10 protein-coding genes are annotated in these 14,603 nt (G+C 45.2%); 9 read left to right on the top strand and 1 reads right to left on the bottom strand.

What is annotated here, in order from left to right; translation table 11 throughout:
• Window positions 1–211 precede the first annotated feature (211 nt).
• Complete coding sequence (locus tag GC093_RS16565) at window positions 212–1,039, top strand: YihY/virulence factor BrkB family protein (protein WP_216624666.1); 828 nt, start codon at window positions 212–214, stop codon at window positions 1,037–1,039.
• 74 nt (window positions 1,040–1,113) lie between these two features.
• On the opposite strand, the gene GC093_RS16560 is transcribed toward GC093_RS16565, so the two are convergent.
• The gene (locus GC093_RS16560; RefSeq protein WP_171653007.1) at window positions 1,114–3,372 is read right to left on the bottom strand and encodes an FAD-dependent oxidoreductase; all 2,259 of its coding nucleotides are present in this window, start codon (window positions 3,370–3,372) and stop codon (window positions 1,114–1,116) included.
• A 173-nt stretch (window positions 3,373–3,545) separates the two neighbouring features.
• On the opposite strand from GC093_RS16560, the gene GC093_RS16555 reads away from it, so the two are divergent.
• From GC093_RS16555 to GC093_RS16520, 8 genes are all read left to right on the top strand, one after another.
• Window positions 3,546–4,334 carry a helix-turn-helix transcriptional regulator gene (locus tag GC093_RS16555; protein WP_171653006.1) on the top strand — a complete coding sequence of 263 codons (789 nt, stop codon included), beginning with the start codon at window positions 3,546–3,548 and terminating at the stop codon, window positions 4,332–4,334.
• A 46-nt stretch (window positions 4,335–4,380) separates the two neighbouring features.
• Complete coding sequence (locus tag GC093_RS16550; protein ID WP_171653005.1) at window positions 4,381–5,649, top strand: nickel pincer cofactor-dependent isomerase, group 22; 1,269 nt, start codon at window positions 4,381–4,383, stop codon at window positions 5,647–5,649.
• A gap of 155 nt (window positions 5,650–5,804) precedes the next feature.
• Window positions 5,805–8,108, top strand: coding sequence for a helix-turn-helix domain-containing protein (locus tag GC093_RS16545; protein ID WP_171653004.1), 2,304 nt, complete (start codon window positions 5,805–5,807; stop codon window positions 8,106–8,108).
• 276 nt (window positions 8,109–8,384) lie between these two features.
• Window positions 8,385–9,275, top strand: a complete 891-nt coding sequence (locus tag GC093_RS16540; protein ID WP_171653071.1) for an ABC transporter permease — start codon at window positions 8,385–8,387, stop codon at window positions 9,273–9,275.
• Between the two features lie 25 nt (window positions 9,276–9,300).
• Window positions 9,301–10,197 (top strand): carbohydrate ABC transporter permease, encoded by an 897-nt coding sequence (locus tag GC093_RS16535; RefSeq protein WP_171653003.1) that lies wholly within the window; start codon window positions 9,301–9,303, stop codon window positions 10,195–10,197.
• A gap of 33 nt (window positions 10,198–10,230) precedes the next feature.
• Entirely contained in the window at window positions 10,231–11,907 is a 1,677-nt protein-coding gene (locus GC093_RS16530) for an ABC transporter substrate-binding protein (RefSeq protein ID WP_171653002.1), read from the top strand.
• A gap of 153 nt (window positions 11,908–12,060) precedes the next feature.
• On the top strand, window positions 12,061–13,329 hold the full coding sequence (locus GC093_RS16525) for an alpha-L-fucosidase (RefSeq protein WP_171653001.1): 1,269 nt from the start codon (window positions 12,061–12,063) through the stop codon (window positions 13,327–13,329).
• 50 nt (window positions 13,330–13,379) lie between these two features.
• The gene (locus GC093_RS16520) at window positions 13,380–14,453 is read left to right on the top strand and encodes a Gfo/Idh/MocA family oxidoreductase (protein ID WP_246314609.1); all 1,074 of its coding nucleotides are present in this window, start codon (window positions 13,380–13,382) and stop codon (window positions 14,451–14,453) included.
• The last annotated feature ends 150 nt before the right edge of the window (window positions 14,454–14,603 follow it).

Genomic DNA, 14,603 nt, shown 5'->3' with positions numbered 1-14,603 from the left:
GAAGCCACCCTCATTTTTTGAGAGTAGGCTTCTTTTAGAGTATAGTTATCCTACGGGTTAATGGAGGAACAATCAGCAGAATGAATGCCTAAAAGGAACAGCCAATAGATAAAAGGGATGTTTGCGATGTGGGGAAAAGGGGTAAAGATAGTAATCAGTTGTTACAGCTTTTATTGTTGTACCGCATTCTTAAGATAAGGTGGCAGGTTCCTTGTTCATTACATTCATAAAAGAATTGACGAAGCGGCTCAATCATGACGATGCTTTCGGACTTTCTGCACAATGCAGCTATTATTTTCTTCTCTCGTTGTTCCCGTTTTTGCTTTTTCTTATGAGCTTGCTCGGCTTTCTTCCGATAACTACGGAAGATGTAATTGGGCTGGCCAAAGAATATGTTCCGGCAAGCGTTACATTAGGGTTGGAGGAGCAATTGCGAAGTTTGCTTGATTCAAGGAGAGGCGATGCGTTGTCATTCGGTCTGATTTTTTCCTTGTTCACTGCGAGTGCTGCTATGGATGCCATCGTCCTAGCCGTCAATAAAGCTTATGGACTGCCGGCTCGGAAAAGTTACATCCATTCCAAGCTGCTGGCCATTGCGTTAACGATGGGGATGCTGGTTGTTGTTTTCTCAGCTCTTCTCCTCAGCGTATTCGGACATTTAATCGGCGATTGGATGCATACGGAGCTGCACCTTGAGATGAAGCATGTCCAGCTATGGAACGTACTACGTTGGATTTTGAATATTGTCATTTTGTTCCTTATCTTTATTGCCATCTATTACATTGCACCTAACACATGCCTCAATTGTAAGGACGTACTTCCGGGAGCGGTATTCGCGGCGGTGGGCTGGCAGCTGACGTCATATGGATTCTCGTTTTACTTGAGTCAATGGAATCATTATAACGTGACCTACGGAAGCTTAGGTGGTGTAATCGTGCTTCTGACCTGGTTCTACTTATGCGCCTTGGTCATTATCATCGGAGGCGAGATCAATGCGATGGCTTATATGTTTCAAACACGAAAAAAACATCCAGTGTAGCGCATAGTCCCAGATGAAGACGATAACAGCCGCACCAGCTTTGTAAAAAAAGCTGGCGCGGCTGTTATCGTAGGTTAAGAGTAGACGCGGATCTCAATCAGCTCGGCACTCGGGCTGCCGTTGGTCGCCTCTGCAACAACCCGCAGCTTGGATGCCTGTACAGCACAGTCCAAGCGGTGAACGCGCTTGCGCTTGTGATTGTCTGTCTCCCGGTGCAATACACTCCACGCAGCATCACCTTCAACCCATGCTTCAATGCGGTAATCGCGCACCAGCTCAGGAATGACCTCGAAGGCTGTTCGATGGTGATGCAGATTGATCAGATCCTCATTTACATCATCGTTAAATGTCAGATGGATTTCACCAACGGGCACTGAATCCTGCCATGTCAGCTCAACCCAAGCCTCCTGTCCAGACGCGAGAGGCTCAGACATCCATAAATGCGGGCCTCCATAAGGGCGCAAATAGCCATCGACAACGTTCTCAGCAGCAAACGCGGTGGTCTGAGGGTAAACTCTGAAGCAGAAAGGCTTGCGTACCAGCCTCCTCATGCTCCACATTACAACTGGCTGATCGTGAAGGTGATCCTCCAGTTGTTTCACTGTCCGTGCATCAGCTCCACGCTGGAATCCGAGGACACCGCTGAGCGGAGCTTCAGAGAGATACAACGAAATTGCGGGGTTTGCTTTGATTACGATGAATGCATTCTGTGATTTCTCCGTCTTCCAATTCAAGGGCACTGAGACCCATTGTTTTTCACCAGAGAGGACCTCGGCTGAGCCGCTGACCTGGAACGTATGCGGGACATAGTTCTCCGCGCGCCCTGTGCTCCATACTTCGACCTCCAGTGTACCATCTACTGCAGCATCAATTAACAGCTCCAGCGTCTCCAGCGCCGTAGAAACCGGTACCAGCAAGCCGGCATCGTTGTCCAATGAATAAGCCTCTACAGGCTCTTCCACTGAGAGCCGCTGCCGCGTGCTTGACGCGGTAACAGACGAGGCCGTCCGCGCCAAATCGCCAGCGTCAGCACCCGCGAGACCGAGCACGGATGCATCCTGCCGCAGCAGCGTTTGGTGCAGCTCCGCTAAATGCTGCTGATACACGCCGCGTGGCGTTGTGCCGTGCTGGACGGCCAGCGCCGCTCCTGTGCCTGCGGCTTCACCGATTACGGCGCATGTTGCCATAACTCGCGTTGTTCCGAACGCGACATGGGAAGCGCTGATATTGCGCCCGGCAAATAGCAGGTTGGATACGTTGACCGAATACATCGAACGGAAGGGGATGTGGTAGCTGCCATCCATATGCATGTGCTTGGAGCCGCTTTCCGTCGAATACATCCCTTGTGGGGGATGCAGGTCGATGGACCATCCGCCGAATGCGACTCGGTCTTCGAATTCCCGCTGAGCGATGATATCATTCTGATTTAATACATAATCACCAACAAAACGGCGGTATTCACGTTTCCCAGGGAGAGCCCCAACCCACTCCAACGTCATATTGCCGGCTTCGAAATCTCCTGAGTTTTTGATATAATTCCAAATTCCATAGATGACGGACCAGAGCTCATCGCGGATTCGTTCATTCTGGTGCACCGTATCCAGCTCACCGCCCCATTCGATCCACCAATAGGCGCAGCCGTTATCGCCGCTGCGTATAACGCGTTTAATCGGAATACTGGTCTTCGTAATATCCTTGGCGAAGCTTGGAGGAACATATTTGACTGGATGACCGACATCCTTGCTATAAAATAAAATGCTGCTCCCGAGCGTAATGTCATCCGCAATTTCCGGCGCCCATTCTTCATTGTATTCATCTCGGGCTTCACGCCCCAGACGGTATTCGGCTCCCGCCAGAAACCCGACGAGTCCGTCACCGGTGCAATCGAGGAACATCTCGCTCTCAAACCGAATGCGCCGCTCCGATCCCATCATCCAGCCGGTTACAGCTTCGATACGCCTGTCATCCTTGCTGCCACCGGCTTCCACTTCATGCACATCTGTGTTCAAAAACAGCTGAATATTTGGCTCTGCCCGGACGGCTTCGAGCACTACGAGATCCCAGAAGTACGGATTGCCATCCGGGTTCTGGAATTGGTTCTCGATGAACAATTCACCCATTATTCCAGTTTCACGGGCATAACGATGCGTACCGTGTGCTGTCGCTCCGCACACCCATACACGTACCTCGCTGCTGGAATTGCCCCCCAGCACCGGCCGGTTTTGTATCAATGCGACTGTTCGCCCTAATCGAGCGGCGGCGATAGCAGCATTGACCCCGGATAATCCACCGCCGATGACCGTAATGTCCGTTTGGATAGTTTCAGTTCTCACCCTGCAGCACACTCCTACTCATGTAATAAATTTCATTCCTTATTGATTTTTTGCTAAATCGCTTTCATAGCGGGTATTAGCTTTATTTTAATGGATCATATTTACTTTTTACATGCACTGAATTAACATCAGTATATACAAAATTTCAACGACTCGAAGGGGCTTGATATCGTATGCTTTTGTCATCCTGTTTAGAGCCCTTAGTCATATCTCAAGTATTCTGGAAGCAGAAGAAGGCTTTTCAACTAGCTGAGGATAGGTATGAGGAATGGGTGCTCTTTGCTGTAACGGAAGGCAGGTTCCAATATCGGATTGGAGAGGCCGAGGGGGTTGCGGGATTTGGTGATTTGGTTATATGCCCGCCGTTTATGCTTTTTGAGAGGGAAGTATTGGAGCCGTTATCGTTTCACTTCTACCGTTTTGACTGGAGCACAGCGCCAGAGTCTCAGCTTCCAGTCGTGATTCCGCTTATGGACCGTAGTAGACTGGCATCTAACTATCATTATTTAGAGAGATTATCCGCTCAACCAGCCGATGATGTGAAGCTCGCTCGTATGGGGCACATTCTGAAAGATTTATGGCAGATGGCCATGATAGAGGCTGATCAGGTTCGTACCAAACATCGAAGTCTAATTGAAACGGACGCTTGTATAGAGGCGGCTGCACGCAAAATTAGCGAAAAGGCTTTTGGCCGGGTGGTATTAAAGCAGTTATCCGAGGAGCTGGGACAGAGCCCTGTTCAGTTCACACGCCGCTTCCAAGCAGTTTACGGGCAGACTCCAATGGATTATTTGACTTCTCTTCGGTTGCATAAAGCACAAACCTTACTGCTTGAAACAGAGCTGACTTTGGAGCAGATAGCTGAGCAGTGCGGGTATGAGAATGGTTTTTATTTCAGCCGGATGTTTAATAAGAAAATAAAGGTTTCCCCTTCGGCTTACCGTAAGTCGCACCGTATCTAGCTTGTTGTTATTAGATGTTCTAAAAAAACAAGGAAGAGGGATCGTTATGGAATATCCAAAAGTGATAATAATCAAGCAGAAGCTGCAAGGTCCGATGATAGCCGTGGCGCATATCGAGAGAACGGTAAGTGAGGAAATGCAGCGAATAGGGATGAGATCACACATCACCCCAGGTATGCGTATTGCTCTTACAGCAGGAAGTAGAGGCATAGCCAATATACATCTTATCATTCGCGCTGTTGTAAGCCAGCTTAAGGAATGGGGAGCGGCTCCTTTTATAATTCCCGCGATGGGCAGCCATGGGGGAGCGACGGCGGGAGGTCAGATAGAGGTGCTGCACGGTTATGGTGTGACAGAGGCATTCTGTGGAGCGCCTATTGTTTCGTCAATGGAGGTTGCCCATATCGGAAGTACTCTGGCAGGAGTAGCTGTATATACGGATCAGCATGCTTGGGAAGCGGATGGGATTATTATTATTGGTCGCATCAAGGTGCATACGGATTTTCAATCTCCACATGGATTTGAGAGCGGTTTAATGAAGATGGCCGCAATTGGAATGGGCAAGCATAAGCAAGCGTTGGCACTTCATCATCATGGTGTCATTGGTATTCGGGATATGATGCCGGAAGTGGCCAAAGTCGTGTTGGAAAAGGCTAACATTTTATGCGGCATCGGGATCGTAGAGAATGCATTGGAGCAAACAGCCCTTATCGAAGCCATTCCTTCGGAACTAATCCCTGTGCGTGAAGCAGAATTACTTAAACTATCGGCAACTTATATGCCAAGCTTGCCTGTAGAAGACTTGGATATTTTAATGGTTGACCATATTGGCAAAAACTACAGCGGAACCGGCATGGACACTAATATTATTGGCAGAGTGAGGATTCATGGAGTAGATGACTTTGATAAACCGCGCATAAAATACGTGATTGCGGGTGATTTGAGTGAAGAAAGCCATGGCAATGCTCTGGGGATCGGCTTGGCTGATCTGACCACCAAGAGACTTTTTGATAAGATAGATTTCCAGAAAACTAATGAAAATGTTATTACGAGCACTTTTTTACATCGAGCGATGATTCCTATAATTTTGGATAACGATAAGGAAGCTTTGACTGCGGCATTAAAGGCTAATTGGGGAGTAAAGCCGGAGCAGGCGCGATTTGCGAGAATACACAGCACCTTGCATTTGGAGCACCTCTATGTATCGGAATCGTTGATTCCGGAAATTCGGCAGCGGTCCGATATAGAAATTATGGGTGCACCTGAGCGGATGAGCTTCGATGAACAAGGAAATTTTGCGTCTTGGCATAACTGAGCTCATGTGATTTAACCAAATGAAAGACAATTGAATGATTCCGCTTCTGAGTGTCTCTGTCATAATCCAACATATTTCGACTTTATTTCCTCGTTGTCTGCTTGGAGGAAGTCAATTACAATGAAATCAAGCTTCAACGCATGGAGGGAACCTTGATGTGGAATGTGAAACGTAACAGGACCGGTAGTAAGGGGATTTTCTTGCGCCTTCTGGTGCCCAACATGTTGTTATTGCTGCTTCCGCTCCTGGTAGGTTGGGTTATCTACAATAAAACACTGATTGAAATGGAGAAGGAAGTCACGGCTTCTAATATGAATCTGCTCCAGCAAAGCAGGGATATTATGGATCGGAGATTGTCTGAAATAGCCTCTATTGCGGTGCAGCTTGCGGGCGATACACGAATTATGCAGTTCACCACCATCACAGAGCCATTCGAAGGGGCTAATACTTACCGCATTATGGAGACTCGCAAAAGCATTTATAATTACAGCTTATCCAATAACTTTATTTTCAACTATTTCATTTTTTATAAGAATAGCGGCATTGTATTGGCTGATAGCTCTACCTACTTACTGCCCGATTTTCAAAAATATTTTAAATACGCCAATATGGACGCGCAAACGTGGAAAAATTTATTTGTGGGTGACCAATATCACCGCAGGGTGCTACCCGCACAGGAAGTGACGGTCAATGGAATCCGTTATTCTTTACTTACTTATATACAAACCTTGGGTTATCCCGGTTTTTCACAAGGGTCGGTGGCGATCACCGTTGATAATCGAGAGGTTCAAAAGCTGCTTGGAGGCCTTGAATTGTCCGGTGGCGGGTGGGCGTATATCATTAATGAGACCGGTGATGTAATAAGCAGCGTTTCGTCTGGAGATTCTTCCTTTTGGATCGACAGGAGCAGCTTAGCTGGGAAGCATGGAAGCGTCATGCAGGATATTGGCGGGCAGATGATGATGGTTACCTATACAACCTCCAGCTATAATGGATGGACCTATTTGGTTGCTCAGCCTGCTTATGTAGTGTTGAAGAAAGTGTTGTATATTAAAAAAATTACATTTACATTTGCCTTTGTCTTTTTGGCTGTGGGACTATTAATTGCTTATTTAATTGCATACAGGAACAGCCGCCCTCTAAGGAACATTATGGAAACGATAGTGGAGAAAACGAATGGCGATGGCTATTATGGTTCGGACGCATACCGATTTATTCGGGATACCGTTTCCCAGCTGATTGATAATAATCAAGAATTGCAGAAAAAGATGGAGAAGCAAGCCCCGTTGGTGCAGGCTGCGCTCTTTGAGAGGCTGCTGAAGGGCGAATATGTGGCTCACAAGGAAATTTCTATTTTGCTGCAGCACGTGGGTATTGAAATGCGTGGAAAATATTTCTTGGCTGCCATTCTTCAACTAAGGGGATATGATAGCGGTTTGGACCGTGATGTGCTGGAAGAGCTTGATGTCAAACGGATCATGGTCAAAGATATTTTGCGAGATGAAATGGGTGCTAATGTACATTGGCATGATGTTGCCGAAGATCAGATTGCTCTCTTGATTGCGTTCAATAGTAACAACCCGGAGGATCGCCGCGCTTATATAGAGGAAGTAATTGGCAACGTAAGTGACATAATTAGTACCCGTTTAAATATGACGACTCGATTCGGAGTAGGAGATACGCATGAGGATCTGCTCAATGTTTCACGCTCTTATGAGGAAGCCAAGCGGTCCTTGGAATATTTATCCTGGAGAAATATGAACGGAATTATGCGCTTTGAAGAACTGCCTCAAGAAAATAACGGTTACTACTATCCTTCAGACCTAGAGCACCGGATGAGCAATCTAGCTAAAGCGGGAGAACAAGAGGCAGTTGCATCACTGCTGGAGGAGCTTCATGAAATTAATTTTGAGGAGCGTCGTTTATCGGTACCCATGCTTCGGCTGTTCATGAATGAAATGTGGGGAACTGTTGTTAAGCTGCTGCCACAGGTTGGTGTGGAAGAGGGCGCGGCACTGGAACAGATGAAGCCTTTCTCGGCAGACACAGCCTCCTATGATGGGTTAGAGAAAAACTACCGTTCACTCGTGTCCGTTTACTTTCAAGTTTGTGAGTTCGTCAATGACCATAAGAAAAGTCAGAATGTACAGCTTCAAGAAAAGATTCTCGAATTGCTCCACGAATCTTATGCACAGACTGAGCTATGTCTAGATTCCGTTGCCGAAAAGATGAATATTTCAAAGGGATATTTGTCTCAATTTTTCAAAGAACAAACCGGTGTCAATTTCTCGGACTATTTAGAGGAGCTTCGTATGACTCATGCGAAGAAGCTGCTGTCGACGACGCAATTGCCTGTTTATGAAATAGCCCAGCAAGTAGGATATAGCTCGTCTAATACTTTCTGTAGAGCTTTTAAGCGTATAAACGCGGTCAGCACATCGGAATACCGCCGTTTATAAGTAAAATGTAAGCGCATTCTTAACGAATGCACATTATAAACTCAACTGCACATCGTTTATCTGAAAGCCTGCACATAAAACTGCAGGCTTTCACATTTACAGGATTCGGTTAACCGCTTATCGTAGGATTAGAAAGGACAGAGAGGGGCAAACAATACGCCTTGGCTCACAAGCAAGATCATTAAAGGAGGTGAATTTTTGGAAGCGCTTAAACAAACAACAGGAATTCAGACGAAAGCTAGTGTAAAAACCAGTAGTAGTACTCCACTAAAGAAAATGAGAAAAGTGTGGCGTCTGTATGTGCTGATCGCCCTACCCGTCCTGTACATTATTATATTTAAATATATACCGATGTACGGCGCCCAAATAGCCTTCAAAAACTTTATAGTAACCAAAGGTATTTGGGGGAGCGAGTGGGTAGGCTTTAAGCATTTTCTGAGGTTCTTCGATTCCTACGAGTTTTGGAGGCTCATGAGCAATACAATAGTTTTAAGTGTTTACAGCTTGTTTGCCAGCTTTCCGTTTCCAATTATTCTCGCACTCAGCTTGAACTATGTAAAAAACCAATTTTTCAAAAAATCGGTTCAAATGATCACTTACGCTCCACACTTTATATCTGTCGTTGTAATGGTTGGTATTATTCTGGAATTGCTTGATCCGAGAAACGGGATCGTCAATTCAATTATTAAAGGACTAGGCTTCGAGCCGGTCAGCTTTATGGGGATACCTGAATATTTCAAGTCTATTTATGTCTGGTCGGGAGTATGGCAAAGCGTTGGTTTTTCCTGCATCATCTATTTGGCCGCTCTTGCCAGCATTGATCCATCTTTACACGAGGCAGCTGTTGTCGACGGTGCGAACAAGGTACAGCGGATGTGGCACATTGACATTCCAGGGATTATGCCGATAGCCATTATTATATTAATTCTAAATACAGGCCATATGCTCGATATCGGCTTTGAGAAAGTGCTGCTCATGCAAAATCCACTCAATATTCGGACATCGGAAGTTATCGATACGTACGTCTATAAGGTCGGATTGGCATCACAAGCTATGAATTACTCGTATTCCTCAGCAATTGGCTTGTTTAAATCCGTTATCAACCTTGTCCTCCTTGTGGCTGTTAATAAGATCGCCCAGAAGACAAAGCAGGAGAGCCTATGGTAAGAGGGGGAATGGAAAGGAGAGCACAATGGATCATTCGTCAATAAAAGAATCGCAGATGGACCGGCTGTTTACAGTCCTCAACTATATAATATTATCCTTGTTTTTGGTAACCATTCTTTATCCGCTGATCTATATTTTAAGCGCTTCCATAAGCAGCTCAGAAGCTGTTGTCTCTGGAAGAGTATGGCTGTGGCCAATCGATCCGACATTGGATGGGTATTATGCAGTTTTTAAGCATAGGTTGATTTTGAGCGGGTTCATGAATTCATTCTATTACACGGTTGCTGGAACCTTGATTAACGTTATAATGACGATTCTGGCAGCTTATCCTTTATCCAGAAAAGATTTTTACGGTAGAAATATTTTTATGTTCATGTTTGTATTTACACTGATGTTTTCTGGGGGATTAATTCCGACCTACTTGCTGGTCAGAGATCTGGGTTTGCTCAATACAACCTGGTCGATGCTGCTGCCTGGTGCGCTAGGCATATGGAATATGATCATTACCCGAACCTATTTCCAAACTACTATTCCTGATGAGCTGCTTGAGGCAGCCCAATTGGATGGTTGTACAGATTTTCAATTCGTATGGAAAATTGTGCTTCCATTATCAGGTCCGATTACAGCCGTTATAACTTTGTTCTATGCTGTTGGCCATTGGAATTCATTTTTTAACGCATTAATTTATTTGAAAAGCCAGAATTTATATCCTTTGCAGCTAGTACTAAGAGACATCCTTGTGCAGAATGATGTGGATTTGAACATGCTAGTTGATGTGCAGGAGGCAGCGAAAAGAGAGGGTCTCCGTGAGCTCTTGAAATATTCGCTAATTATTGTAGCTACTGCACCGCTAATGATTGTTTACCCGTTTGTACAAAAATATTTTGTCAAAGGGATCATGATTGGTTCCTTAAAAGGGTAGTTTTCCAACAGAAAACTTTAAGGAGGGGTTCATTTGAAAAAAGTTACACTCATTAGTTTATCTTTGGTATTAGGTTTGGGCTTGGCTTTAAGTGCTTGTTCCAGCGGGACAGAGCCAGTAGTGAAGGATGACGGCAAGAAAGCGACTTCCAACGTCAATCCGGCAGGGCAGTTCCCGATTACGAACGAAAAAACTACAGTCAAGATATTGGTGAAAGGAAGCGCTTCGGTTGAAGACTTTTCCACCAATGAATTTACCAAATGGCTGGAGCAGAAGACAAACATAAAAATTGATTGGGAAGTAGCACCTGAGAAGTCTGCCACGGAGAAATTGAACCTTGTTCTATCCAGCGGAGATTATCCGGATGTCATTATGGGCTTCGGTGTTTCACCAACTCAGATGATGATTAATGGCAGTCAAGGCGTGTTCCTTCCACTGAACGATTTAATCGAAAAGTATGGCGTAGAAATGAAAAAGATGTTCAGTGAAAACGCGATCTACAAGGATTTGATCACAGCGCCTGACGGGAAAATCTATGCGCTCCCGCAGGTTAATGAATGCTATCACTGTATGTATAAACAAAGAATGTGGATTCATAAGCCATGGCTTGATAAATTAGGCCTGAAAATGCCTACAACCACCGATGAGTTTTACGAGGTTTTGAAAGCTTTTAAAACCAAGGATCCTAACGGTAACGGTAAGGCTGATGAGATTCCACTTTCCGGCTCAATTCAAGCAGCAGCAAGTAATTTATTCGAAACGCAAATGCTGGACTCCTTCATTATGAATGCGTTTACTTATGATCACGACTCAAGAAAATTGTATTTGGATAACGGAAAAGTTACAGTGCCTTATAACAAACCTGAGTGGAAAGAAGGGTTAAAATATTTACGCAAGCTATATGCTGAGGGTTTGATCGATCCACAAGCTATGACGCAGGATAATAATCAGTTGAAAAAATTGGGTGAGAATCCGGATACCGTAATCCTGGGTGCCTCTTCCGGACACAACATGGGCTCATTAACCACATTAGGAGCGAGCAGCGGCAGATGGCTGACTTATGAAGCAGTACCTCCTTTGAAAGGACCCAACGGTTTCCAGAATGCAGCCTACCATCCTTATGTAGTAGGAAATGGACAATATATTATTACGAAAAACGCAAAAAATCCAGAAGCAGCGTTCCGTTTGGCAGACTTCTTGTTTAACTCGCCGGATACGGCTCTTAGATGGTATGCAGGACGTGAAGGTACGGAATGGAGATATGCAGAGAAAACCGAAATCGGCATTAACGGTAAGCCTGCGATTTGGAAGCAGCTGACACCTTGGGGTGGCGTACAAAATGTGAACTGGGGCCAAACAGGTCCGAGCTACCGCTCGAATGATTTCCGTTTAGGTGAGGCACAAAATCCGGATCAACCGTTAGAGGTCATACTCTATAATCAAACGAAGCAAAAAATGGAGCCTTACCAAATGAAGATCGATAAAGTAATGCCGCCTGTGTTCTTTACTGCGGATCAGGCGTCAGAGATAGCTGATTTGGAGAAGACCATTCTGGATCATGTAAAAGAGATGATGGCCCGCTTTATCACAGGAGACTCCGATATTGATAAGAACTGGGATGCTTATGTTAAAAACCTTGACAATATGAACATCAAGAAATACTTGGATATTTATCAAGCAGCTTACGATGCGAAGTTCAAGAAAAAATAAGGATAAAGCTTGTAGTTGAATGAAGCAAGTTGATAAAGGTTGCTCTCCAATGAAACCTTGTTGGGGGGCGACCTTTATTTGGAAAATTTCTTCGGAAAAACCACTGCTTACGATGCAAGCTTTCCTAAAGGGAAGCTAATAGGAGGAGAATCCATGATAACAAAATTTAAGGATGATCGTGATGTGTTCTTTGAAAGAAGGTTCGGGTTGTTCGTTCATTGGGGACTGTATGCGATTCCTGCATGGCATGAGCAAATATTATGGCGCGGAGACATGAAGCGGAAGGATTATGAGAAGCTCATTCATGAATTCAATCCGGTGGAATTTAATCCGGATGAATGGTTGGATATGGCAGAGCAAGCAGGTATGCAGTATTTATGCTTTACAACGAAGCATCACGATGGATTCTGCATGTGGGATACCAAGCATACGGAGTACAATGTCATGAATTCCGCTTACGGCAAAGATATATTGGGGATGCTGGCAGAGGCTTGCCATCGGAGAAATTTTCCGCTGAGTTTATACTATTCTTGCCCTGATTGGCATCATCCGAATTATCCGAACCAAGGAAGGCATCATGAAATGTTTGGCCCTCGTGCAGGCGATGATCCCGATATTGATAAATATTATGATTATGTTCGGAACCAGCTGATTGAACTATGTACGAAGTATGGTAAGATTTATCAGCTTTTTTGGGATGTCAATGTGGCTGAGCATGAGGATCCGAGCTTAAATGAGATGATCCGTAAGCTCCAGCCGGGAATTCTGATTAATGACCGAGGTCCTGGTAAAGGTGACTACAACACCCCAGAAAGGCATGTTCCTGAGGGGGGCTCCTTTAATAAACCGACTGAAGCTTGTCAGGCGTTAGGCCGTGAAAGCTGGGGCTATAAGGAGGATGAGGACTACTACAGCAATAAGTTCATTATGCAGAGCATCGATAAGATTCTGGCAATGGGCGGCAACTACTTGCTGAATGTGGGGCCGAAGCCAGATGGCAGGATTGCTCAGGAGAATATAGAGGCTTTAAGTAAAATAGGCGAATGGTACCACAGCGTGAAGGAGTCCTTCGAGGATGCTATTCCTGCATCGGATATGATATTCCGGGATGAAATTACGATGGAAGGATCCGCACGGCGAATGGTCCGAGATGAAGCTCTGGCGACTCGTCGGGGGAACACCCTCTATATTCATCTTCATAAAGATACACAAAGTAATTCGATCGTATTAAAACCGTTGAATAAGGCTCCTAACAAAGCAACTTTGCTTAATGACGGCAGGGAGCTGGAGGCGACTGTAGATATGATTCCGTGGGCTTGGAGGGAGAGACCTTACTTACGAATCAGAAACCTGCCGGTCAATGAGCTTGCCGGTACAGTGATGGTCCTTAAGCTTGAGTTTGATGAAGCGGTTAGCGAGTAAAATGATTGGAATTGGATGAACCGATGGTAAGAAAAGGAGACGAATTTATCATGAAAAAGATAAAAGTCGGCATTATCGGATTGGGCGAGGTCGCTCAAATTATTCATCTCCCTATACTGGAATCATTATCGGACCGGTTTGAAATTGCCGCTATATGCGATATTTCGGAGCAGCTGCTGGAGGCAATTGGGAAACGGTATCAGGTAAGCGTCAGCAACCGATATACGCAGGCTGATGACTTAACGAAGCAGGATGATTTGGATGCGGTGTTTGTTCTAAATAGTGATGAGTATCACGCAGATTGCACAATATCAGCCTTAAAAAACAAGAAACATGTTCTGCTAGAAAAGCCGGTATGCTTAACACTTGAAGATGTAGAGGCAATCATCCACGCGCGAGACGAGGCAGGCGTGCAGGTGATGGTCGGCTATATGAGACGATTCGCTCCTGCTTATGTAAGTGCTGTTGAGGAAGTTAAGCAGTTGGGTAAAATCAATTACGCTCGAATTCGGGATATAATTGGCGCCAACCGCTTATTTATTGAACAATCGAGTCATGTGCTGCGTCCTACTGATATACCTGAGGAATCGGTACGTGATAAGCAGGAGCGCGCTGGACGAATGGTACAGCAAGCAATTGGCGATGCCCCTGCCGCGCATAAAGCTGCGTACCGATTGCTTTGCGGCTTGAGCAGTCATGATCTGTCGGCGATGAGGGAAATTATCGGATTTCCTAAGAGAGTCGTTGCCGCTTCTCAATGGAATGGCGGAAGATTTATGAACGCAATCCTTGAATTTGACGGATACAATGCTACGTTTGAAACCGGAGTAGATAACATACGGAGATTTGATGCTCACATACAAATTTACGGCGACCATAAAGCGATTACTATACAGTATGACACCCCTTATATCCGTCATTTGCCGACAACGAAAATAATTGAGGAGTCAGTAGGTGAAGCCTTTACTAAAACAGTGGAGCGGCCGAGCTTCAAAGATGCATACACCTTAGAGCTGGAATATTTCCACGAGGTTGTGACGACTGGCACTCAGCCAAAAACAACATTAGAGGATTCCAGAGAAGATCTGAAGCTGTTCAAAATGATTATTGATGCATTTGAATAAACCGATTGCCAGATAAACTAACAATAGTTTGGAACAGGGGGATAGCTCTTAGAATTCCCCTGTACAACATTTAAAAAAGCTGACCTAATCCTAGGAGGGCACTGAAAAACATGCATCCTTCTAAATCAACTTAATGCTTTACAGAAAAAG

The organism is Paenibacillus foliorum, from assembly GCF_013141765.1.
GTDB lineage: Bacteria > Bacillota > Bacilli > Paenibacillales > NBRC-103111 > Paenibacillus_S > Paenibacillus_S foliorum.
This window is presented reverse-complemented; position numbering and strand designations above follow the sequence as displayed.

What these genes read in the sequence shown, in the direction of transcription:
- GC093_RS16550 (WP_171653005.1), top strand. Translation starts at nt 4,381, where the DNA reads ATGGAATATCCAAAAGTGATAATAATCAAGCAGAAGCTGCAAGGTCCG.
- GC093_RS16525 (WP_171653001.1), top strand. Translation starts at nt 12,061, where the DNA reads ATGATAACAAAATTTAAGGATGATCGTGATGTGTTCTTTGAAAGAAGG.
- GC093_RS16545 (WP_171653004.1), top strand. Translation starts at nt 5,805, where the DNA reads ATGTGGAATGTGAAACGTAACAGGACCGGTAGTAAGGGGATTTTCTTG.
- GC093_RS16555 (WP_171653006.1), top strand. Translation starts at nt 3,546, where the DNA reads ATGCTTTTGTCATCCTGTTTAGAGCCCTTAGTCATATCTCAAGTATTC.
- GC093_RS16535 (WP_171653003.1), top strand. Translation starts at nt 9,301, where the DNA reads ATGGATCATTCGTCAATAAAAGAATCGCAGATGGACCGGCTGTTTACA.
- GC093_RS16520 (WP_246314609.1), top strand. Translation starts at nt 13,380, where the DNA reads ATGAAAAAGATAAAAGTCGGCATTATCGGATTGGGCGAGGTCGCTCAA.
- GC093_RS16540 (WP_171653071.1), top strand. Translation starts at nt 8,385, where the DNA reads ATGAGAAAAGTGTGGCGTCTGTATGTGCTGATCGCCCTACCCGTCCTG.